We start from the raw sequence: 22,002 nt of genomic DNA on the forward strand, positions 1-22,002 counted from the left end.
ATACATAGGTTTTCATTCGAAATAGCCCAATTCGATGTGATAAATGTTTCGCCCGAAGCCCAGGGTGTGATTAAAGGGTTTGCTCAGCGACTAGGCGCAGGAACGCCTCAAGCTCTTGCCTGTCGATAGCGACCTCATGCCCCTTCTCCGGATAGGCGCCGGAACGAACGTCATCGGCAAATTCGGCAAAGGCGGCGACACGCTCATTTTGCAGCCGGTCGAACTCTGCCGCGAAATTGCGATAGACCTTCGCATGACGGGGACGATGGCCGCGATTGCTGCCAAGAACATCATCGGCAAACAGATATTGCGCGTCACATCCCGTTCCCGCCCCCATCGAAATCATCAGCATCGATGTCCTTTGGCTGATGGCAGCCGCGATGTCGCCGGGCACAACCTCGATTTCGACGGCAAAGGCTCCGGCCTCTTCCAATGCCTTGGTCTGCCGCCAAATTTCAAAGGCGCTGATAGACGTTTTTCCGACAGCACGGAAACCGCCTGTCCATGTCGCTTTCGAGGGAATGAGACCGACGTGGCTGCAGACGGGAATTCCCTCATCTCGCATCCGTCGGATGATCGCGAGACTTGCGGCGCAATAAACGGCATCACCTCCGGCTTTCAGTGCCTTGAACGCCTCTCGCATATATTCTTCTGCCGAAACATAGTCGCCATATTCCAGACCCGGTATTGCAAAGGGGCTTGGCGCGGCTTCACGGAATGCAGGACCTAGAAGTGTTGGTGGGACGGAGAGCATATCAATCCCAGCTCTCTGCGCGGCTTCTGCTTCCTCAAGCGAGGTGACGCGCAGCATTGTCAGCTGTCGCTTTCCTTTAAGCGACAGAAGATCGGCAACCGTTGGACGATTGTGCTTTTGCATTGGATGTTCCTCAATATGAATGGTTACGCCGCAAGCAGCGACTTCAGCTTGACGGTGCTTGCCGCCAGGGCGATGTGATCCGGATGCGCGCGGGCGGCGATCAGCATTTCGGCGAGGCGAATATCACGCGCGATGGCATTGCCGCGTCCGATACCGCTGGCGGCGAGCAGCCTTCCGTCCGCGCCGAGATGGAAAAGGATGAACGCCCCATCGCCAAGGTCGCGCCGTACATGCGCGACTGCTTCGTCCGCAAGGCCGGCGATCTGCAACGTCAGATCATACTGGTCGGACCAGAACCATGGCACGGCGGATATTTCCGCACCTTCTCCCAGCATGTTGGCGGCGGCGAGATTTGCCTGCTCCTGCGCGTTGCGCCAGGATTCGAGGCGAACACGCCTTCCGCCATAGAGCGCCAGCGGAAAGGAGCAGCAATCGCCCGCCGCATAGATATCGGCAATCGAGGTCTCCAGTCGTTCGCTGACGGCGATGCCGTTGTCGATCGCAAGGCCTGCCTCGGCGGCGAGCGCGACATTCGGCAGGGCGCCGATGCCAACGAGCAGCAGATCGGCGCTGATGACTTCGCCACCCACCAGGCGAACGATTGCCTTGTCGGCGTCTTCCTGCACGGCTTCAATGGCCTGCCCGCAGCGGATATCCACTCCTTCCAGACGGTGCCGTTCAGTGATTGCTTCGGCGATTGCCTCCGGAACCCCCCGCTTCAAGACCTGGGGCAGACCTTCTATGACGGTGATATCGGCACCGCGCATGCGTGCGGTTGCCGCAAGTTCAAGACCGATAAAGCCGCCGCCAATGATGGCGATGTGTCGTCCGGGGTGGAAGACAGCATGCAAGGCCACCGCATCCGCATGGGTTCGCAGCACGCGGATCCGGTGGGAGGTGCCATCGGTGCCGGGAAGGTTGCGCGCAGATGCCCCAGTCGCAAGCAGAAGCTTGTCGTAGGCAAGTGTCTGTCCATCCGAGAGCCCAATCGTCTTCGCAGCGGGATCGATTGCCGTCACTGTGGTATCCAGCTGAAGGTCGATCGATTGCTCCTGGTAATACTCCAACGAGGCGACGAACTTTGGCTCGAGCGCCTTATCCGATCCGCCCTTCGAAAGCGGCGGGCGCTCATATGGGGCAAGCGGCTCGGTGCCAACGAGAGTGATATCGCCCTCAAATCCCTTCTCACGAAGTGCGAAGGCAGCGCGGGCACCGCATTCCCCAGCCCCGACAATGACGAAATGCGCCACGATAGCCTCCTCAGAGCCCGATGAAGACGGTGCCGTTCTCGACCTTGACCGGATAGGTCTGCAGATTGACGCAGACCGGAGCTCCCTTGGCTTCGCCGGTGCGGTAGTCGAAGCGGCCATTGTGCTTGGGACATTCGATGATATTGTCCATCACTAGGCCGTCAGCGAGATGGATCTTTTCATGTGTGCACAGGCCGTCGGTGGCGAAATAATCGTCTTCGGGGCTGCGATAGACGGCGAAGGTCCGTCCGTCATGGTCGAAGCGGATGACATCCTCTTCGTCGATTGCGTCAGCGGCGCAGACTTCGATCCAGTTGCTCATGATTTCCTCCCTTTGTAATTTCGATGCTATTGTGCGGCGGCCGGCAGTTCGCCGTGGAACTCTTCGCGATAGGGCCGCGCTGTCGACGGCAGTTCACGCTTGAGGAAATAATCCTCGTTGCGCAATTGCCGCAGGAAAGCGGGGATCATCTCGCGATAGCCGGACCAGATGGACGGATTGGCGGCTGGCAGATCGTGCTTGATCATCGCATGCAGCTTCGGCAGAGCATGATAGGGCACCATCGGGAACATGTGATGTTCGACATGGTAGTTCATGTTCCAGTAGATGAAGCGGCTGATCGGGTTCATCATGACGGTGCGGCTGTTCAGGCGATGATCGATGACGTTATCTGCAAGGCCGCCATGCTGCAGCAGGCCGGTCAGAACGTGATGCCAGGCGCCATAAAGTCGGGGAAGGCCGATCAGCATCAGGGGCAGGATCGAGCCCATGGCGATCGCCGTCGCAATCGTCACGACATAGATAGCAAGCCAGATACGGGCGATGCGAATGGCCTTCGGCTGCTCCATTTCGGGGATGAAGGTCTTTTCTGCTGAACTGACGACGCCGGCGGCGTTGCGCAGCATATCGATGATCGCGTACCAGGCATCGAGAATGCCGAAGAAATTCAAGACGAGACGCAAGAGATCCGGCGGCCGCATGACGGCAATCTCAGGGTCGCGGCCGACGATGACGGTATCGGTATGGTGGCGCGCATGGCTCCAGCGCCAGGTCACCGGATTGCGCATGATCATGAAGCAGGCGATCTGATAGACCGCATCGTTCATCCAGCGCGTCTTGAACGCCGTGCCATGGCCGCATTCATGCCAGCGGCTGTCGGAGGCAGAGCCATAGAGCACGCCATAGGCCAGGAAGAACGGGACGCAGATCCACGATCCCCAGAAGTGGATGCCGAGCGCGGCGAAGATCACCATGCTGCCGAGCCAGATGATCGTATCGCGGATCGCCGGCGCGTCTGAACGCTGCATCAACGCTTTCATATCCTTGCGCGGCACATCCGTGTGATACCATTCGGCGGCGGCCAGCCCGGTTTCGACCGCCAGCCTGCCGCTTGCGCCGAGCAGATCATAATCACGCTTGATTATCGTCGTCATCCCTGCCTCCCACGATGCGCAACGGCGCCTCGCTCTTAATGCCGGAAACGATAGATCGACTTTTCGCTTGCCTCAATGCAGGAATGATGCAATCTATCAAAACCTATCATCGCGACAATGCGATAATGATAAATTCCATCAGGAGCGATCATGCGTCGTCCCACCATATCGGATCTCGCCAAGGCGTCCGGCGTTAGCGTCGCCACCATTGATCGTGTGCTGAACGGACGCCTTCCGGTTCGCGAACAGACGGCACGGCGCGTCTATGAAGCGGCGCAGGAAATCGGCTATCATGCCGTCGGCCTCTTGCGTCAGCGCGTCTTCGAAGACCTACCACGCTATCAACTCGCATTCCTTTTGCAGAAGCCCACGCAATCATTCTATCAAGCCTTTGCCAGAGAGATCGAAGCAGCTGCCGCAGCGACGACGACAGCGAAGCTGCACGTTCAGATCGACTATCCAGCTGTCTCCACACCGAGCGTAATTGCGGAAAAAGTGCGAGCACTGGCAGCCCGCAATCAAGCCGTGGCCGTCGTCGCCCCCGATTATCCAGCTGTCGAAGCAATCGTCGACGAGCTCAAAGAAAGGGGAATTCCGGTTTTTTCCATACTCTCCGACTTTGCCGCGGGTGTTCGAGAAGGATATCTCGGCCTCGACAACAGAAAGGTCGGGCGATCCGCCGCCTGGACGATCGCGCGTACGGCTCGCAAGCCGGGCAAGGTGGCATGTTTCGTCGGCAGTCACCGTTTTCATGGCCACGAGTTGCGGGAGGTGGGTTTTCGCTCCTATTTCCGCGAGAATGCGCCGGAATTCGAAGTCCTGGAAACGCTCATCAATCTCGACGCCGTCGACGTCACACATGAGGCGACGCTCGATCTTCTGCAGAAACATCCAGACCTTATCGGTCTTTATGTTGCCGGCGGCGGAATGGAGGGAGCGATCGCCGCGCTCCGGGAGGAAAACCGCGCCGGCGACGTGACCCTCATCGTCAACGAGCTTGTTCCCGAGAGCAAGGGCGCACTGATGGATGGAACGGTGGCCATGGCCATTTGCACTCCACTGCCTCTTCTGTGCCGGGAGCTCATCACCCAGATGGTGAGTTCGGTCGAGGGAACAGCGCAAACGACTGCACGCCAGACCTTTTTCCCGTTTGAGATCTATATCTCCGAGAATATCTGAATGATGGATCGAGCCTGGCCGTGGCGAAGCTCGCCAGGCTCTTTTTCGTTCGCGTCGCCGCGTGGGCGATCACTTGGCCTTCAAGGCCGATTCGATGAAATCAAACGAAGTTTGGATCGGTTCTCGTGGGTTGGCGAGATCGTGCACCAGCGGTGAGAAGCACTCGTAGGAAATCGGTCCGGCATATCCGGCAGCTTGCAGAGCCTTGATCTGGCCTACATTGTCCAGTCGGTCTAATCCGTCCACGAGAACCCGGTGTTCGTCTTCCATCTGGTTCAGCTGCAACGTCGGATCAATGACAGCCGATATATGGACGATGCCCGTGTGATTGGCGAAAATTGGCCCGCCATCGGCCAAGGCGTGATGGAAGGTGTCATGAACGAGTTTATAGCGGTGTGCTGCACCGAGTGCGTTGATCGCGTCCACGAGTTCTGCCTTGTAGCGCAGCGACGAACGCTGAAACCCTAGCGGCTCGACCAGCGCGACCAGTTCCGCCTCTTCAAGAAGAGGTAAAATGGCGGAAAGGGACGTTTCGAGATTGGCTTTGCGCTCCTGCTCCTCAGTGCCAATCCCCTCGTTTCGCGGAATGAGGCTGATGGTTTCAGCGCCGGCCGCCTTGGCAATTGCAATCAGATCCCGAACCTTCTGCTCGATATCATCCGACCAGAAATTGAACGGATAGACCTGGGACAGACCAACGAGCCGCAAACCCCGGTCACGAACCATTTTACCCGCCTCTGTCGGCGCAAGGCCGTCGAATAGCTGGCGCTTGAGGTCGTTGCGAACCTCTACGCCCTGGCAGCCGAGAGTAACCGATAGGTCAAGGAAGTCGGTGTAGCTAAGATTTGGCGTCGTAATCTGATTGAGTGCCCAGAACATGTTTCCTCCCAAAATCCCGATATCGCTGCTCCGACGGAGCATGTCACGCACCTTTAGGCAATGCCAAAAGGCTCCCTCACGTGCAATCGGTCTGAATTTGCATTAGCGCATTGGTGAGGTTTCTCATGCCTTCTGCTTGAGGTGTTTCACCTCATTCTCATATGGAGGGAGGTAGAAAAAGTTGTGGTTCCAGAAAATGCGCGTCCGGTGTTTGAATATGACCCTGAAGCGCCCCCCGTGCCATCAGATCGACAGTGTCCCGGCAAAGTTGCGCCAGAGGCGTGCCGATGACCATCGTCGCATAGCCGTCGGAAAGGGCGGTACGACTTATCGAGGTCAACTCATTGACAATGAGGGCGACCTCGCCGGGTGCACGCGTTTCTCGCAGCGCCGCTATCGCGCCTTCCATCCCGCCGCCTGCGACGTAAATGCCTCTCAGATCCGGATGACGCTCAAGCAAGGCGACTGCGGTTTCATGGGTCAGTTTCCTTGTTTCAAGATTGATGACCGGTTCCAAGATATCAAGGTCTGGGCGCAATTGGCCTAGATATGAACGAAATCCGGCTTCCTTCAATTCGTGCCCCTGCCAGCGATTGCTGCCAAGAAAGATCGCAACTTTTCCGGGTTGGCGGCTTGCCGTGGCGATCATCCATGCCGCCAGACATCCGGCCTTATGATTGTCGAGACCGATATAGGTTCGACGTGCGCCTTGCCCGAAATCATTCAGCAAGGCGAAAACAGGAACTCCCTTCTGCTGCAGGTGTCGGGCGGCTTCATTGACGATGCCATGGTTGACAGCGGTGCAAGCTATTGCATCGGTATGCGTGGCAAGTTCCTGCATGATCGCCGCAAAATCTGCAGGCGACTGAGATGGGGAATATCGAATGGTCACTTCGCCACGAAAATCCTGACGGTCCGCAACTGCCCGGGTCAGCTCTTTGCTGAAAGACTGATAGAACTCCTGCCTTTCCTTTATGAGCAGGAAGCCAAATCTCACCCTTGCAGGCGGTGCGGTCAGCTGCCGATCAATCAGACCGCTCGCATAATAGGCCAGTTTATGCGCTGCCTCTGCAACCTTGCGGACCGTTTCCTCACGAACGAAGCCCCTGTTGTGGATAACACGATCTACAGTCGCCTTGCTTACCTTCGCCTCTTTGGCGATGTCCTCAATTCTCGTCCGCTTCATTCAATTCCCGATCAGCTCCTGGGGGATTACTGACCTCGCCTTATTCGCCAGATCCAATGGGCCTCGTCATTGAGCAGCAATCTAAGCCAAAGTGAAAGGTGCTCCAAGAGGGCTAAATTGCGCCTCGTCTTATCGAAAATTTTGATAGGCTACTTCAGCCGCTGTTGCTTGGCTTAACTGCAACGGTCGAGATTGTTGGCTGGCGCGGTCGATCTTGTTTTCCCGGTCGTCATCCGATCCGTCACCGGGAAGGGGCGCTCTTGCATGTTTCTAAATCCGGCAAGCATCGATATCCAAAAAACGCATCTTGGCCAGATTGCGCAAAAACTTGAATGCGTAGCCAGAAAACTGATCGCTTGAGGAGCGATGTAAAGAACTGATTAAGGTCAAATCGGCGTCATTTGTGAAATAGTATGATAAATATTGGTGCCGACGTTGCAGCTAAGACATTTTATCTCAGGTGATCATCTCACCGATGCCTTTCGAAAGCTGTTTCGAAGCCGGCACGGTAATGTCGCGATCGTCGTGGCCCTCTCTCTGGTTCCGATGATGCTCGCTGTCGGAGCCAGCCTCGACTATATCAGGGCGTACAACGTTCGGCAGAAAATGCAGAGCGATCTGGATGCGGCGCTGATTGCGGCCGTGAAACAGATCAATACGGCAGATACGGATTCCCTCAAGCAGAAAGTGGCGGATTGGTTCAATTCCCAATCCGAGAGCAGCTACTCCGTTGGAAACATAGAAATAGATACGACCAACCACAAGATAACGGCAACGGCGAGTGGCGTTGTTCCAACAACACTCATGAAGATTGCCGATATAAGCAATGTTCCAGTAACCGTTGCAAGCTCGGTCAAGGGGCCGTCCACATCCTATCTGAATGTCTATATTGTCATCGATAAGTCTCCATCAATGCTGCTTGCAGCGACCAGTGCAGGGCAGCAAACGATGTATAATGGCATCGGCTGCCAGTTTGCCTGCCATACCGGAGACGCACATACCGTTGGCGGTACCAAATATGCCAACAATTATGCTTACTCAGTCGCCAAGGGAATAAAGCTGCGCGCAGACATTGCTGTAGATGCCGTCAGTGAGGTCATCGACATGGTCGACAATGCCGACAGCACTCACGAGCGTATCAGGGTCGGTCTTTACAGTCTTGGCGATACCACGACCGAAGTGCTCGCCCCGACATTTGAAACCGCCTCGGCCCGCAAGCGCCTTTCCGACGACAGTTACGGACTGACGAGTGCTACATCCACGACCTATACTTTCTTCGACGTGGCGCTGTCGGCCTTGCAGCAGAAAGTCGGTGCGGGTGGCGACGGCAGTTCGTCTGCCAAACCGCTCAAATTGGTCTTGCTGCTGACGGATGGTGTCCAATCCAAGCGCGAATGGGTGACGGACGGCGTGAAATGGAGCGGTTCGACAATCACGACCGCCGGACCATCGTGGAACAAGGTTGCTCCATTCAATCCCGACTGGTGCGCCTATTTGAAGAACCAGTCGAACACCATGGCGGTTCTTTATACCGAATATCTGCCTATAACCACCGACTGGGGCTACAACAATACCGTCGGCTCGACCATGGCAAGTGCGAGCTGGCACAGCACGTGGGGTGGGACCATGGACAGTGGTGTCTCCACGAGCATTACACGCCGCGACTACATTCCTTATGCGCTTGCTGACTGCGCTTCATCCAAGAGCCTGTTTATCTCGGCTTCATCCTCCACAGATATTGTTTCGGGCCTGTCGGCACTGTTCACGCAATATCTCGCATCCGTGCGGCTGACCCAATGAATCCACTCCGGTTGCCGAAATTTCTGTCTCGACTGCTTGCAGATCGCAAGGGTGCGGCTGCCGTCGAGTTCGCGCTGCTCATCCTGCCTCTCTCCCTGATCATCTTTGCTATCATAGAAGTTTCGTTAATGTTCTTCGTTGCTTCGAGCCTCGATGCTTCCGTTGCGAAGATCTCCCGGATGATCCGGACGGGTGAGGCCGCATCCGCCAACATGACGCTCACCGACTTCAAGGCGAAAATCTGCGCCGATATGTTTCTCGCTTTCAGCTGCTCCGACAATCTCCTGATCAAGGCCGATGTTATCTCCAACCTATCGGCCGTCACGCGCGCAACTCCGATCGACAGCTCAGGCAATCTTACCGTCACGGAGACTTTCGCGATGGGCAAGGCGAGCGACTATATGCTGGTGCAGGCCTTTTTGCCCTGGAGCTCTGTCGTCAACTATTTCACCTATTCCAACGCAAAGCTGGCGGATGGGCGCTATCTCCTCGGTGCCACCACCCTGTTTCGCAACGAGCCGTCCTGACATGATGATCAAATGCACGCATCTGGCGTATCGGTCCATAGTCTCCTGTCTTCGCCGCTTGGCTGGAAATCGTGCCGGTGTATCGGGAGTGGAGTTCGCGCTTGTCTTACCGATCCTGCTGCTGTTGCTCGCCGCGACCGTCGATCTTGGCCATGCTCTGACCGTCAGCCGCAAGATCGATGAAATTGCCGCAACGACAGGCGATGTCATTTCCCAGCAAGGCACATGGACGAAATCAAATGTTACCGGGCTGCTTTCGGGAATGAGCTTTATCCTGCAGCCCTATGATACGACAGCTTTGACGATCACGGTCGCGGTGGAAGATGTGCCGGCAAATGGAAATGCGACGGTCAATTGGTCCGCTGCCTTCAATACCTCTGCGCTTGTCTCCGGCGCAGCTACACCGATTTCGGTACCTGCTAAGATACAGGAAACAGGCGTGCAGGTCGTCCTGACCCGCGTGCAGTATAGCTTCACAACGCCGCTTTCCGCATTTCTCGGCAGTTTTACCGGGATCAGCAGCTACAGCTTCAATCGCTACTTTTTCAATCGGCCGCGGACGGCAGACAAAATAACCTATAGCTAGCTTTGAGCTGCGCCTGGATGCCAAAGCGACGCCTTGGAGCGCCGCTCGCTACAGTACGGTTTCGAATAGCGGGATCAATGCCGCGCCGACTGCGCCGGGAGCATCCAGGACTTCCGCTACCGCAAGCCGCGGGACGTCGCGCAATGCGCCGTGGCGCGGCAGATTATTGATCTCGGTCCGCTCGATCAGCATTCTTGCGAGCGAATGCGGGAGTTCGCCGCCCAAAACGATGAGGGCCGGATCAAATACCGCGCAGATCGCGTTGATGGCGCGATTATGCGCCGGCGTCACGCGATCGGCCCATTCTGCCACGCCATCCCAGGCCGACAGGTCTTGGCCCTTGAGATCGCGCAGCGTCAGGCCCGGGCGACCCTTGGCGCGCAGGTGTTCAAGCAATAGCCCAAGTGCGGGGCGGTCATCATAATCCTCTCGATCGAAGAGTACGGAAAACTCGCCGGCATTGCCGAAGCTGCCGCGAAACGGCATGCCTCCGGAAACGAGGCCGCCGCCATAGCCGTGCAGATGGGCAATATAGGCGAAATCCGCGACCTCCCGGCCGACACCGAAGATCGCCTCGGCAAGAGCCGCGGTCCGGGCGACATTGTCAGCCCATACGGGCAGGCCGAGTTGCTTTCCGAGCAGCGGCGCCAGATCGATCAACGACCAATGGGCGAGTGGCAAGGGGCAATTGAAAGCCGTCTCCAGCATGCGATGACCACTGACAGCGAGACCGACGCCGAGGATATCCCGCCGGCTGGCATTCCGGCGAGTAAGAAGGTCCTCCGCCGCTTTTTCGATCCGATCCATCTCGTCGGAAAGCGACGATCCAGACTGCGCAATTTCCATCTTTTCCAAAGGCTCTCCGAAGCCCATGAGGCAAAGGCCGATCGAGCCGACATTGACCGAAATGCCGAGCGTCAAGCACCAGTCTTTGCAAAGGCTGAGCTCCGGGCTCGGCGGGCCGGGGCGCCGAGCCTCCGACGAGGTGAAGACAATCATTCCCCGATCATGAAGCCGTGCGGCGATCCTGTGCAGGGACTGTTGAGTGAGGTCCAGCGGCTCGGTCAGATCCGAGCGTTCAATCCCGGGCGACTTCCAGATCAGCCGCAAAAGATCGCGTTCATTGCGAGATGCCACCCTTCTGGGTTGTGAATCCCGCAAAAAATGTTCCGCAACCTGGTCCAACGGATCGTACTTCATTTCCGAATCTTTTTGATTTACACTGTGAGTGTATAACTCGATTGAAACTGCTTTGCTTCTGCCAAACGAGGGGATTTGAGCCCCGGATTGCTCATTTTGCTTATCTTATCGGGATCGGCCAATCCAGTTGCGAAGATGGCGTTTGGGGATGGCCAGGAGATGGTCTCTGAGTGTCGGGAAGGGCGGTCTCCAAGGCGGGATACATAAGGGGAAAGAGCCGAATTGCATGACGTCATCGAGATTCGAGAATTTGCTGCGAACTCCCGAATATATGGTAAAGGGCTTTACGCCAACGCATGAAGGCAATGATTTCGAATCGATGTTTCGGGCCTTTTCGGCCACTTATGGTGCATTCGGTGCAAAGCCGCTGAGCAACGATCCCGCCTTTGGTTGGGCGGCGGAGGTGAGGCGAAGCGGGCCGCTTACGATGTTTCATTCGGCTTACGAGAGCCCTTGGGAAATCCGCACCCTCGACGAGACGCCGCAACATCTCGCATTTTACATCCCACACACGGGGTTCTTTCGTCTGTCCGTAGGCAAGAAGTGTGTCGAGGGCGGTTCTGGCCAGCTTCTGATGGCCAATAACCACGAGGCAGGCAATCGCTTTGTCCAAGGAGATCCGCATCGTTCGGATGCACTCTTTCTGGACTGGAAGGTCGTGACACGAATGCTCGCGTCGCTCCTTGAAGCGCCGATCATGGGCGCGCTCAACCTTGAGCCCGTTCTCGATCTGGCAACGCCTTCGGGGCAGCTTATCGGAAACCTGGTGCTGACCATTGTCCTGGGCATGCGCAACAATGGTCCGCTTCTGTCCTCACCCCTTGCGGTGTCGACAATGAGCGAAACCCTTGCCGACCTCGTGATCCGATTTGCCAATCATCATCTCTCCGACCGATTGGAAGCCAAGAAGGTGCCCATGATCGCACCGTGGCATGTCCGACGGGCGATAGACTACATGCATGCGAATATCGCCGAGCCCTTCACGATGACGATGGTTGCGGATGCCGTCGGGGTATCGCTTCGCGCATTGCAAATAGGTTTCAAGACCTTCAGAGGAACCTCTCCGGGCGCTTACCTGCGCACAATCAGATTAAAAGCCGCTCGCGACCAGCTGCGAGATCCGCTGAATTCGCTATCGGTTCGCGAGATTTGCACGACGTGGGGCTTTTTTCATCCGGGCAGATTTTCCATCATCTATCGCAGTACCTTTGGAGAAAATCCGAGCGACACGCGCTCACGGGCGACGGCGTTGCGATAGGGTGTTTTCGTCATGCGACAAGAGCGCCATCTTCAATAGCGCTCGGTATCTGCCGCTTGCGGTGTTTTAGCCCGGCACGAGCCCGAGCAATAGTCTGAGAGCTCAAAGATCGCGATCTGCCTTGGCAAGAACGAGCTCTGCACCGACGGGCTCGGGTGACGTTTTTGAAATCTCGAATCGTTCGATCCTGCCGACCAGCACCCAGTAGCTCACAACCGCACCTATGACGTGCAGTCCGACATAGACGAGGGCGCCATGGAAGGAACCGGTTCCCTCGATAATATAGCCGATTGCAACCGGTGTGATGACGCCGCCGATACTGCCGGCAGCGTTGAACAGACCGCCGGTCAGACCGATTGCCTCCTTGGGCGCCGTGTCGGCAACCACCGTCCATCCGAGCGCCCCGAAGCCTTTGCCGAAAAAGGCCGCGCACATGATCGCCACGACGATGGCGTTCACATCCGTATAGTTGCACAGAATGATGGTGGCGCTGAGGCCGAGGCCGATGGTGATCGGGATTTTCCTGGCGAGACTGAGGGAGCCGGACTTGCGCAGCAGCCAGTCGGAAACGAATCCTGAAGACACGCCGCCGATGCATCCGAAGATTGCCGGCAGGGATGCGACGAAGCCGGCCTGAAGCATCGAGAAATGTCTTTCCTGCACCAGATAGCTCGGAAACCAGGAAATGAAGAAGGTCGAAAGCGTCGCGATGCAATATTGGGCAAGGAAAATCCCGAGCAACATGCGATTTGTCAGAATCTGTCGAGCGATCTGCCGGGTAGGAATTTGCGCCTCGCCCGCTTTGGATTTTTCTCCTCCCACATCCGTCAGCGCGCCGCCGGCTTTGATATAGGCGATCTCTTCCTTTGTGACCCGCGGATGGCGGCTCGGCGCGAAGTAGGCTCTCCACCAGACAAGCGCCAAGACCAATCCGATCACCCCCATGACCGAGAAGATGTGTTCCCAGCCAAGGTAATGGAACAACGCACCCATCAGCGGCGTGAAGACTGCGAGAGAAAGATACTGGGCCGAGTTGAAGATTGCGCCGGCGACGCCGCGTTCGTCCGATGGAAACCATGCGGCGATGATGCGAGCGGAGGCCGGTGTCACAGGTCCCTCCAGGAGGCCTAGTACAAATCTTAAAACGTAGAGCGCGACTACCGGATAGGCGAAATACCCGACGCCGCTGACAAGGGTGATCGCGATCGACCATCCCGCCAGGGAAATCAACATGGCAACTTTGGCGCCTGTCCGATCGACGATATAGCCCGATGGGACCTGCGCAATGAAGTAACTCCACGAGAATGCGGAAAAGAGCCAACCCATATTCACGGCATTGATGCCGAGATCCTTTGCAATCCCGGGACCAGCGACGGAAAGGGTTGCCCTATCTCCAGTGCTGACCGCCAGGATTACCGTGATGAGCGCCAGCACGATGAAGCGTTGGTAGCCGGCGCGGGGCGTGCCAAGTGGTGCGGAGGCATGTGTCTTCATCTCGGAACCTTTCGGAGCATCGGGAGCTCTCCGGTCGTCGGGTGTCTCTTTGGCGGCTGAGGGGCAATCGTGGGGGGCGTCTGAAGCAGGCTTGTCGCTTGATATCAGTGTCTCAAAGAGTGTGGTCTGTCGGCGGCAGAGACTGACTGCTCAATCCTGCCAGGCGTGCCGGATCTCTTTGCATGGCAGATCCTCCTCAAGGCTCCTCAACCTCTTCTGGCGATTTCAGTTGCCGAAATCCGATGTCGACAGAAATCTGAAATCTGATATACCAGATGTCACGCAATCGAAGTCATGTCAACGAGATTCAAAAATGATCGAAGCAAAGCAGGGTGTGGGTCGCGTGGCGGCCTTTGAGCGAATTGATCCGGCTTTTCAGCTTACCGTGCGGGACCACGTCTATCGCGCGATCAGAAGTGCAATCTTGTCGGGCGCCTTTGCTACGGGCGAAAAGCTCAATGAACGACAGCTGGCGGAGCAGTTCGGCGTCAGCACGACGCCGATCAAGGAAGCGCTGCGTCAGATCGAAACGGAAGGCTTGGTCGAAACCTTGCCGCGTCGCGGCATTGCGATCAGGTTCAGCATGCAATGGGCCGAAGAAATGATCCTTGCCCGCGCCGCATTAGAATCGATGATCGCGCGTCTCGCCGCCAAACGTATAGACAAGCCCTCAGGAGCTGAGCTTCTTGCCACAGTGGATGTCATGAAAACGGCAACGAAATCAGGAGATGCCGATAAGCTGATCGCGCTCAACGAGACGTTTCACGATCACATTCATCGCAGCTCACGTTGCGGCTATCTCGCGAAGCTCATCGAGCGTCAGCAATTTTACGACGCAAGCATTCGCCGCATCATTCATCTTGATCCTGCAGAACGTCAGAAGGCCCTGGATGAACACGCAAGCATTGCAGATGCAATCGTTATCGGCGATGCGGATTTGGCCGAGCGTCTGATGCGCAATCACGTTGTCCGCTCGGGCGAAACCTATCTCAGCATCGTCTTTGGACAGCAAAAGGCGCCGGAGTAGATTCCAGCGCTGAACTTTGTATGGAGCCAAACCTTGCGCCGCCCTTCCGCCGAAGCAACCGCAACTTGTGCGTTGAAGAGTGACCGTAAATTGAAGGCACAAAGGCAGGCCCCGGTGATGCGGCCCAAGCGAGAGGCCGCAAATTGTGTATCGAAGGTGCTGAGCTACACCAGCAATCTTTGCCGGTGTGACCTATAGCTCGCCCGTCAGGAATTGCGCGCGGCCGAAACCGAAGCTCCAGTCGGCATCGCTGTTCTCGATGCAGGAGACCATAATATCCTCCGGCTCAACACCGCAGCGCTGTCCAAGATAGTCGACGAGCAGCGCATAGAAGCGCTCCTTCATTTCCTGGGTTCGCGGTCGGGTCGTCGCATGGATGAGGACGCGGTTGTCGCTTCGCTCAAAACCGAGGCCGGTATCCTGCATGAGCAGATGCGTCCCCTCGTGTTCTTGCAGCACCTGGTAGCGGTCGCGCACCGGCACCTCGAAGGCCTGGACCATAGCATCGTGAATGGCCTGGAGAAGAAGGGTTGTTTGCTCCTGGCTGCGGCCCTTGATGACGTGAATATTGAGGAATGGCATAGTTTATCCTTCCATGTTTTAACGCTGAAAGCTGATTTCGTCTGTTGCGTAGGGATGCTGGTGACCGGCGCTTTGGGCCGGGAAAATCGGGGCTTTATCCGGGCGTCGACCAATAGTTATTGGCCGCCGCGATTGTGGCGAATTCGGTCGCGACGACTTGGCTGATCTGAATGAGCAGGGCCGCGTCGTTCTCGTATATCTCGCGAAGTTTCTGTCTTATCGCTTCGTCCGGTTGCGTTGCCTTGATGACCAGACGTGCCATCTTGATCGCCAGCTGCCGGCCTTCGTCTGGCGTGGCGGTTATCAAGGAGTTGGCGGGAACAAGGGAAGTGCTCATGCTTGGTATCCCAGTAAATGGTAGTCCACGTTACGGATGTTTCTCGGATTGCGAGGTCCGACCTGACTAAGGCAAGCAAGCTGCGAGCGGCGACAGTTGCATCATCCGTTCGCAGCCGTTCCTTCGTCAGTCGGCTACCTTCTCGATTTTCCCGCATGCGATCGGCAACGTTACATGCGAGGGGATCGGGCCGAGCGATCCCACACTTGTGGGCAGGCCGTGGTCCTTAGGAACGCCGTGAACCATGACGACTCGCTTGTCGAGATCGATAGAGCCGCCCTTGTAGGTTTCGCCGAATTTTTCCTGGAGCGCCTTCAGCGGTACGATCTTCGTGTACTCATAGCTTCCCGATGCATCGGCGTGCGGGTAGGTGTTCGTCGGAATGTTCATCTCTTCCGGCTTGTCGTTGAATGGCACCATCGTCATGCCCATGACCGGCTCGGTCTCGCCGAGATCCACGTAGCCATCCTTGTTCTTGTCCTGGGCAGGCGTGGCGCAGGTGGCGTTCCGACCATCCGGAAAACCATGGAAATGCTCCCAATGCTCGATGTTGGCAGGAACGCCCTTCATCTTGATATGGACCTCGAGATTGTCGCCAACGATCTTGAAGGTCGCATCGCCTTCGGCGGAGGTGCCGATCTTGCCGACATTGAGCGGGGTGAGGTGCGCCTTGTAACTTTCGGCACTTGCGGTTCCCGCTGTAAGCGCCAAAGCAGACACGAAAATGGTCGCAGCAACAGGCTGCAGGAGGTGTTTGCGGGTCGTCATTTTCTGGTTTCCTTCTCCATTTGAGCTGATCGTCCTGTCCCCAAGACTCGATCGTTCTGAACATCACGTGGCCCTAGTCCGAAGGGTTCAGGTGATCCGTTCACCAAGTCCGTCCCGACAGTTGCGAGAACATCGGCTTGGCAAGAGCGAGATAGCACTTGACGACATTAATGACAATAATAATTGTTATTAATGTTTTTGTTGATGTGCGCGCCGATGTCGGCTATCCAATGTCGATTGGGAAAGATTCGGTGAGCAGTGACCACGAAGAATGACATTTTGAGCCTGCTGCGACGAAATCCACTTACGGTTTCCGACCTGTGCGAACAGCTTGGCGTGACGCGCAATGCGATCAACGTGCAGGTCAAGCAATTGGAGGCGGAAGGCCTCATTCGTCGCAGCAAACTGCGCCAATATGGCGGACTTGGTAAACCCGCAGTTCTCTATGAGGCATCGCCCGGCAGCGAAGACGTCGCTTCGGGCGGTTATCGGGTGATCCTGCTTAGCCTTTTGAAAGTGCTAGCCGATCGCAAGGAGCCGGCAGATCTTGCCGACATACTCGATCAAGCCGGGCGCCAGATGGCGCGCGATGCGGGACTGGCCAAACCGGCCGACTTCCAGAGTGGGTTGCAAGCCGCCATGGCCGCTGCCGATGCGCTCGGCGCCAGCACCGAAGCGATCGTTCAGCCGAACGGTGTACTCGTTCGAAACTATAGCTGCCCGCTTGGAAGTGCTGTTCGCGAAGAAAAATGTGTTTGCCGGGCGCTTGCGGCATTTTTTTCCGAAGCAACCGGACGGCCAGCGACCGAGCAATGCCTCCGTGATGATCGTTTGATTTGCCAGTATCTCATCAAACAGGCACCGGTTTAGATCGCAACGCAAATCGGCCGTAACGAGCCGACTGCATAGGTTATTTGGTTGCTAGTGGAAGGCCGTAAAGATCGCTCCGCCGATACATGTCCAGTGCTATGAGGGGTAAATCTGCATCTCGGAATTTGTTTACATGGCGAGTAAATAAGGATATTCTTTATCCTTGATTGATGTATGCTAGCCGCGGGCCTTTGGAATGAATTTATGATTTTGAAAAGCCAAGTCGAATGGGCTCTCCATTGTTGCGCCATTCTCGCAGGTCTGCCCGATGGCCGCTATCTCTCGACCAAGGCGCTCGCTGAATTCCATGGCCTTCCCAAGGAATATCTTTCCAAGGCCCTACAGAGCCTGTCCCAGGCCGGGCTTGTCGATACGGCGCTCGGCCCCTCCGGCGGCTATAGATTGGCGAAACCGCCCGCGGATCTCACCTTTCTGGAGATCGTGGAGGCCGTCGAGGGGCAGCAGCGAACCTTCGTCTGCACCAATATTCGCGCCAATAACCCCTGCCGCCCCAAGGGTTATTGCGAAAGCAACCCGTGCGCGGTCGCGCGCATCATGTGGGAGGCCGACGAAGCGTGGCGCGAAAAACTGCGCGGCGTCAAATTGTCCGATCTCGTCGGCATCTTGTCGAAGGAGATACCGCCGGAACTCTGGAAAAGCTCCTTCGAATGGGTGCTAGAGCGCGCCGGATGAAATCGCCCTAAGCGCTGCCTGTTCCCTCTGTTCGCCCACGGGGACGCAGACGAGGCTTTGTGCCGGCATCGCCAATGACACTCCGTTCGTCCTGCAATGTTCATAGATGAGATCGATGATCTCGTTTTGGGCCGATATGCGGCTCGCCGCACTCGCGACGCGGAAGAACAGTTCGACCTCGATGGCGATTGCGTCGATCGTCTTGAGCGCGACGGCCGGCGGCGGGTTCGTGACGATCCTTTCACAGCCCTGCAGGAGAGCAAGCATGACCTCCTCGACAAGCCGCGGCTTGTGAATGGCGGATACTCGTATCGTCAGCGAGATCTGGTGCGCTTCATCCGGGCGGCTGCGATTGGTGACGCCCTGCTTCGCCAGCACGCTGTTTGGCAGGACGACGACGTTATGCGCGCCCGAAAGCAGGTTGGTGGAGCGCCAGTTGGTCTCGACGACGCGCCCTTCCGTGCCATCGGCGAGCTGGATCCAATCGCCGATGACGTAGGCTCGGCCGAGCGCCAGCGCGATCCCGGAAAAGACATCGGCTAGCGTGTTCTGCAGCGCAAGGCCGATGATGACGACGACGATGCCTGAGGTGGCAATCAGCGGGCCGACGGGTGCGCCGAAGACGAAGCCGATGACCGATAATGCCACGCCGAGATAGACGATGCCGACGATCAGGTCCTGGAGGAGATGCGCCTCCTGCGGTCGGCGGTTGAGGGTGAGGTAGATGTGGACGAAGCCGATCATCGTCCAGGCAAGATGCAGCCACCAGAGGACCCTTGCGGACTTGGCGAGCAGCATGCCGGCATCCCGCAGCTCGCCGTCATCGAGATGATACGGCGAAATTCCCGCAAGCCAGAGTACGAGGCTCATGCAGGAAAAAAACAGTATCTGCACGACGAGGCGCGCGGTCGGACGCCGGCGCCCCTGAATATGCCAAATGAGAATGCCGGCCAGCCCGAGCAGATTGATCAGGACGAGCGGCAGAAAATGATGTTCGCCAAACATGATAGGGCTCATCGACGATGATTTCCTGAGGTCGGGAAGGGACGGGTGCCTCGGGGGGCACCCATCCCGCATCCGGCTACTTCTTGATCGGGAAGGTCAGTTCCTTCTGGCTGGTGTCGACGACGAAGACGGCCAGCAGCTTTGCGGGTTGGGTCTTGCTGGCATTCTCGCTCACGCCGTGGCGGTCGCCCGGCATTTCGGAAAAGTTCTCTCCGGCCTTGAAGACCTTGACCGGGCCGTCATTGACCTGGCTGCGGATCGCCCCTTCAAGCACCGTTGCATAGATGAAGGCCGAGTTCGGATGGGTGTGGGCCGAGGAAAAACCGCCCGGACCATATTCCACGAGGACGCTCTTGATGCTCTTGCCGGGAACGTTCGGCAGTTCGTGCTCGTAGACCAGCGTGACCTTGGCATCCTTCTCGCCGGCATCGTGGGCAGCAGCTGCCGTGGACAGGAGGGCGGCCAGGGTAAGGCCGAGGATAGACTTGATCATCTCGAATTCCTTTCTTGAGATTTGGGCGGTATGGCGCCAGGGCGCCATACCGTTTGCGGTCACTTGCGGGCGGAGGTTGCGAACCACTGCTCGAAGGTGATGCGGCCGAGGCGCGGATTGCCGCTGGAGACAAGTGAGCCGTCTTCCAGACGGGCACCGAAATAGCGGGCTTCCGGATCCGCCACGACCTTGCGGCTATCGCCCATCGCCTTGAGATAGCGGGCAACGAGCTCATTCAGCCGGACACGTTCCGGACCGGAGATCTCGACGATGCCGTTGATTGCCGTAGAGTTCGCAACGACGGTCATATTGTCGGCCACATCGTCGGAAGCGATCGGCTGTACATAGGCCGGCGACAGGTGCACCGTATCGCCGACCGTGCCGGATTGGGCGATGCCGCTCAGGAACTCCATGAACTGCGTCGAATGGACGATCGTATAGGGAATGCCGGATTCCCGGATGATCTTTTCCTGGGCGACCTTGGCGCGCATGTAGCCGCTTTCGGGCAGGCGATCGACGCCGATGATGGAAAGGGCGATATGATGCTTCACGCCGACTGCCTTTTCCGCCGCCACCAGATTGCGGCCTGACGTTTCGAAGAATTCGAGCACCGCCTTGTCCTCGAAGGAGGGCGAGTTTGCGAGGTCCATGACGACGGAAGCGCCGGCCAATGCTTCGCCGAGACCTTCACCGGTAATCGTATTGACGCCGGTGTTCGGGGCCGCGGCGATGACTTCGTGGCCTTGCTTACGAAGGCGGTCGGCCGTCTTTGAACCGATGAGGCCGGTTCCGCCAATGATGACGATTTTCATGAGCTTCTCCATTCGCGGCGCCTGGCGCGCCGCATTGTTCGTTCGTTTCTCATATGATTGCTTACGGGTCAGGCCCGTCTGACGGCGCCTTAAATCTGCTCGGGTGGGCGAGGTGCAGCCCTGCAGGCTGCACGCCGGCGCGGCACTCGCCCACCAGAGAGTTAGTAGTCCCAGAACACCGGTACCCAACGGAAGACATCGCCGTCGGCTGCCACATGGCCGACCGAGGGGAACGGCATATGGGTGGCCACCAGAAGTCCGCCGGTCTGCGCCAACTCCTGCAAAAGACGGACGCGCACGCGCGCAGCCTCTTCCGGGTCGTGTTCGAAGCCGTTGAACCAATCGGGGTGTTCGAAGCCGACCGCGAACACGGCATCGCCGGCAAACATCAGCCCGTCTTTGCCGGACGCGACGCGGACCACGCTGTGACCGGGCGTGTGGCCGCCCGTTCGAGAGACGACCACGCCCGGTGCCACTTCGTACTCGTCATCGAACAATCGCAGATGGCTCTCATATTCCTTTCTGAACTGCTTGGCGGCAGCGCGAAGCGCGTCCGGGAAGCCGGGCGGCATCGACACATGAGAGAAGTCGGGCGCCTCCCAGAATTTGACCTCGGCCGCCGCCACATGGATCTTGAGGTCCGGACGCAGTTGCTCCTTAACCCCGCCGACGAGCAGCCCGCCAACGTGGTCCATATGCATGTGGGTCAGTACCACGTCGGTCACGGATCCGAGGTCGATGCCGGCGGCTTCCAGTCGCTTGATCAATTGTCCGGCCCGCGGCAGGTTCAACTCGGGGTCCAGCCCCAGCCCCGCGTCGATAAGGATAGTTTGCTTGCCGCTGCGCACCACGACCGCGTTCAGTGCCCAATCGAAAGCGTCCTGCGGCAGGAACATGTCGTTCAGCCATGCCGCGCGCTCGGTCGGGTCGGCATTATGTCCCAGCATCTTGGTTGGCAATGGCAGCACGCCGTCGCTGATTACCAGCACCTCGATATCGCCGATCCGCACCGCATAGCGCGATGGAACCAGCTCGTCAGGGCTTGACTTAACGGGATGAGAAGTGTTGTCCAGGTCCATGTTTGTCTCCTGTTGATCGAGATCTCAGAGCCGATTTGGCCGGCTCCACGGTTGAAACGATTGTCATGAGATGTCTTTGCCGCGGCCGCCTAAACGGCCGAGCATCATTCAATGGGTCTTTTGGGCGAGAGACCTAGTTGAGGCCGGCCCTGTCGAGGCTATAGGCCTTGTCGGCCGAGCCCGGCACGGTCTTGAAGGCGATGCTGGCGCGGTTCCAGGCATTGATGACCATGATCGAGAAGGTGAGATCGGAAATTTCCTTCTCGGAAAGCTGGCCGCGCACACGCTCGTAGAGCTCGTCGGGAATGCCGCCTTCATGCAGTTTCGTCACCGCTTCCGTCCAGGCGAGTGCTGCGCGTTCCCGAGGAATGAAGAGATTGGATTCCCGCCAGATGGCGATGTGGTAGAGCCGCAGTTCGCTCTCGCCATGAATCTTGGCTTCCTTCACATGCATGTCCAGGCAGAAAGCGCAGCCGTTAATCTGCGATGCGCGGATATGAACGAGGTCCTGGATCTTCTGTTCGATGGCACTGTCCTTCAGAGCCATGCTGAGTTCTGAGAGTTTCTTGAAGAGTTCCGGGGATTGCTGGGCATAGTTCAAACGCTGTGTCATGGTCGCCTCCATTATTAAGGATATAAAATGTCCTTGTGGATAAAAGATATCCG

Annotated in this window: 24 protein-coding genes; 8 read left to right on the plus strand and 16 right to left on the minus strand. The window is 57.4% G+C overall.

All coding sequences use genetic code 11. The features are described from left to right. Positions 1–70 precede the first annotated feature (70 nt). Genes AC13Q5_RS29365 through AC13Q5_RS29380 form a run of 4 tightly spaced genes read right to left on the minus strand, consistent with a single transcriptional unit; the run spans position 71 to position 3,561 of the window. Complete coding sequence (locus AC13Q5_RS29365) at positions 71–877, minus strand: 3-methyl-2-oxobutanoate hydroxymethyltransferase (RefSeq protein WP_488504078.1); 807 nt, start codon at positions 875–877, stop codon at positions 71–73. A 23-nt stretch (positions 878–900) separates the two neighbouring features. After that, positions 901–2,127: an NAD(P)/FAD-dependent oxidoreductase gene (locus AC13Q5_RS29370; protein ID WP_488504079.1), complete on the minus strand. Its 1,227-nt coding sequence runs from the start codon at positions 2,125–2,127 to the stop codon at positions 901–903. 10 nt (positions 2,128–2,137) lie between these two features. After that, on the minus strand, positions 2,138–2,452 hold the full coding sequence (locus tag AC13Q5_RS29375; protein ID WP_113228911.1) for a MocE family 2Fe-2S type ferredoxin: 315 nt from the start codon (positions 2,450–2,452) through the stop codon (positions 2,138–2,140). A 23-nt stretch (positions 2,453–2,475) separates the two neighbouring features. Beyond that, complete coding sequence (locus tag AC13Q5_RS29380) at positions 2,476–3,561, minus strand: fatty acid desaturase family protein (RefSeq protein ID WP_488504080.1); 1,086 nt, start codon at positions 3,559–3,561, stop codon at positions 2,476–2,478. A 150-nt stretch (positions 3,562–3,711) separates the two neighbouring features. Here AC13Q5_RS29380 and AC13Q5_RS29385 point away from each other — a divergent pair, with 150 nt between their 5' ends. Further along, on the plus strand, positions 3,712–4,740 hold the full coding sequence (locus AC13Q5_RS29385) for a LacI family DNA-binding transcriptional regulator (protein WP_457879460.1): 1,029 nt from the start codon (positions 3,712–3,714) through the stop codon (positions 4,738–4,740). 69 nt (positions 4,741–4,809) lie between these two features. Here AC13Q5_RS29385 and AC13Q5_RS29390 read toward each other — a convergent pair whose 3' ends face one another. Then, positions 4,810–5,619: a TIM barrel protein gene (locus AC13Q5_RS29390; RefSeq protein WP_488504081.1), complete on the minus strand. Its 810-nt coding sequence runs from the start codon at positions 5,617–5,619 to the stop codon at positions 4,810–4,812. 157 nt (positions 5,620–5,776) lie between these two features. Further along, positions 5,777–6,805, minus strand: a complete 1,029-nt coding sequence (locus AC13Q5_RS29395; protein ID WP_488504082.1) for a LacI family DNA-binding transcriptional regulator — start codon at positions 6,803–6,805, stop codon at positions 5,777–5,779. A gap of 435 nt (positions 6,806–7,240) precedes the next feature. Here AC13Q5_RS29395 and AC13Q5_RS29400 point away from each other — a divergent pair, with 435 nt between their 5' ends. Genes AC13Q5_RS29400 through AC13Q5_RS29410 form a run of 3 tightly spaced genes read left to right on the plus strand, consistent with a single transcriptional unit; the run spans position 7,241 to position 9,718 of the window. After that, positions 7,241–8,605 (plus strand): TadE/TadG family type IV pilus assembly protein, encoded by a 1,365-nt coding sequence (locus tag AC13Q5_RS29400; RefSeq protein WP_488504189.1) that lies wholly within the window; start codon positions 7,241–7,243, stop codon positions 8,603–8,605. Then, positions 8,602–9,132, plus strand: a complete 531-nt coding sequence (locus tag AC13Q5_RS29405; RefSeq protein ID WP_075855763.1) for a TadE/TadG family type IV pilus assembly protein — start codon at positions 8,602–8,604, stop codon at positions 9,130–9,132. Before AC13Q5_RS29400 ends, AC13Q5_RS29405 begins: the two co-directional genes overlap by 4 nt. Before the next feature lies 1 nt (position 9,133). Beyond that, positions 9,134–9,718, plus strand: coding sequence for a TadE/TadG family type IV pilus assembly protein (locus tag AC13Q5_RS29410; protein ID WP_075855764.1), 585 nt, complete (start codon positions 9,134–9,136; stop codon positions 9,716–9,718). A gap of 48 nt (positions 9,719–9,766) precedes the next feature. Here AC13Q5_RS29410 and AC13Q5_RS29415 read toward each other — a convergent pair whose 3' ends face one another. Then, positions 9,767–10,918 carry an ROK family transcriptional regulator gene (locus AC13Q5_RS29415; protein ID WP_488504083.1) on the minus strand — a complete coding sequence of 384 codons (1,152 nt, stop codon included), beginning with the start codon at positions 10,916–10,918 and terminating at the stop codon, positions 9,767–9,769. Between the two features lie 226 nt (positions 10,919–11,144). Between AC13Q5_RS29415 and AC13Q5_RS29420 the strand changes: the two genes are divergently transcribed. Next, complete coding sequence (locus AC13Q5_RS29420) at positions 11,145–12,176, plus strand: helix-turn-helix transcriptional regulator (protein WP_488504084.1); 1,032 nt, start codon at positions 11,145–11,147, stop codon at positions 12,174–12,176. Between the two features lie 102 nt (positions 12,177–12,278). On the opposite strand, the gene AC13Q5_RS29425 is transcribed toward AC13Q5_RS29420, so the two are convergent. Further along, a complete protein-coding gene (locus AC13Q5_RS29425) occupies positions 12,279–13,670 on the minus strand; it encodes an MFS transporter (protein ID WP_488504085.1) in 1,392 nt (463 codons plus the stop codon). A gap of 91 nt (positions 13,671–13,761) precedes the next feature. Here AC13Q5_RS29425 and AC13Q5_RS29430 point away from each other — a divergent pair, with 91 nt between their 5' ends. Beyond that, positions 13,762–14,697 carry a GntR family transcriptional regulator gene (locus AC13Q5_RS29430; protein WP_488504086.1) on the plus strand — a complete coding sequence of 312 codons (936 nt, stop codon included), beginning with the start codon at positions 13,762–13,764 and terminating at the stop codon, positions 14,695–14,697. 192 nt (positions 14,698–14,889) lie between these two features. On the opposite strand, the gene AC13Q5_RS29435 is transcribed toward AC13Q5_RS29430, so the two are convergent. From AC13Q5_RS29435 to AC13Q5_RS29445, 3 genes are all read right to left on the minus strand, one after another. Further along, on the minus strand, positions 14,890–15,279 hold the full coding sequence (locus AC13Q5_RS29435; RefSeq protein ID WP_457879453.1) for a tautomerase family protein: 390 nt from the start codon (positions 15,277–15,279) through the stop codon (positions 14,890–14,892). Positions 15,280–15,373: 94 nt separating this feature from the next. Continuing rightward, positions 15,374–15,616 carry a hexameric tyrosine-coordinated heme protein gene (locus AC13Q5_RS29440; protein WP_488504087.1) on the minus strand — a complete coding sequence of 81 codons (243 nt, stop codon included), beginning with the start codon at positions 15,614–15,616 and terminating at the stop codon, positions 15,374–15,376. 126 nt (positions 15,617–15,742) lie between these two features. Further along, positions 15,743–16,384: a hypothetical protein gene (locus AC13Q5_RS29445; protein WP_488504088.1), complete on the minus strand. Its 642-nt coding sequence runs from the start codon at positions 16,382–16,384 to the stop codon at positions 15,743–15,745. A gap of 258 nt (positions 16,385–16,642) precedes the next feature. Here AC13Q5_RS29445 and AC13Q5_RS29450 point away from each other — a divergent pair, with 258 nt between their 5' ends. Both AC13Q5_RS29450 and AC13Q5_RS29455 read left to right on the plus strand, forming a co-directional pair. Continuing rightward, positions 16,643–17,254 carry a helix-turn-helix transcriptional regulator gene (locus tag AC13Q5_RS29450; RefSeq protein ID WP_457879450.1) on the plus strand — a complete coding sequence of 204 codons (612 nt, stop codon included), beginning with the start codon at positions 16,643–16,645 and terminating at the stop codon, positions 17,252–17,254. Positions 17,255–17,458: 204 nt separating this feature from the next. Next, positions 17,459–17,947 carry an RrF2 family transcriptional regulator gene (locus tag AC13Q5_RS29455; RefSeq protein ID WP_488504089.1) on the plus strand — a complete coding sequence of 163 codons (489 nt, stop codon included), beginning with the start codon at positions 17,459–17,461 and terminating at the stop codon, positions 17,945–17,947. Here the strand turns inward: AC13Q5_RS29455 and AC13Q5_RS29460 are convergent. The 5 genes from AC13Q5_RS29460 to AC13Q5_RS29480 all read right to left on the minus strand — a co-directional run bounded on the left by AC13Q5_RS29460 (position 17,930) and on the right by AC13Q5_RS29480 (position 21,949). Continuing rightward, on the minus strand, positions 17,930–18,952 hold the full coding sequence (locus tag AC13Q5_RS29460) for a mechanosensitive ion channel family protein (RefSeq protein WP_488504190.1): 1,023 nt from the start codon (positions 18,950–18,952) through the stop codon (positions 17,930–17,932). The two genes, AC13Q5_RS29455 and AC13Q5_RS29460, sit on opposite strands and share 18 nt — an antisense overlap. Before the next feature lie 76 nt (positions 18,953–19,028). Next, positions 19,029–19,445: a cupin domain-containing protein gene (locus AC13Q5_RS29465; RefSeq protein WP_075855924.1), complete on the minus strand. Its 417-nt coding sequence runs from the start codon at positions 19,443–19,445 to the stop codon at positions 19,029–19,031. A gap of 59 nt (positions 19,446–19,504) precedes the next feature. Further along, complete coding sequence (locus tag AC13Q5_RS29470) at positions 19,505–20,257, minus strand: SDR family oxidoreductase (protein ID WP_488504090.1); 753 nt, start codon at positions 20,255–20,257, stop codon at positions 19,505–19,507. A 161-nt stretch (positions 20,258–20,418) separates the two neighbouring features. After that, a complete protein-coding gene (locus AC13Q5_RS29475) occupies positions 20,419–21,336 on the minus strand; it encodes an MBL fold metallo-hydrolase (RefSeq protein ID WP_075855774.1) in 918 nt (305 codons plus the stop codon). Positions 21,337–21,469: 133 nt separating this feature from the next. After that, positions 21,470–21,949 (minus strand): carboxymuconolactone decarboxylase family protein, encoded by a 480-nt coding sequence (locus AC13Q5_RS29480; protein WP_488504091.1) that lies wholly within the window; start codon positions 21,947–21,949, stop codon positions 21,470–21,472. Positions 21,950–22,002 lie beyond the last annotated feature (53 nt).

The sequence above is a fragment of the Martinezella sp. CNPSo 3964 genome, assembly GCF_057784375.1.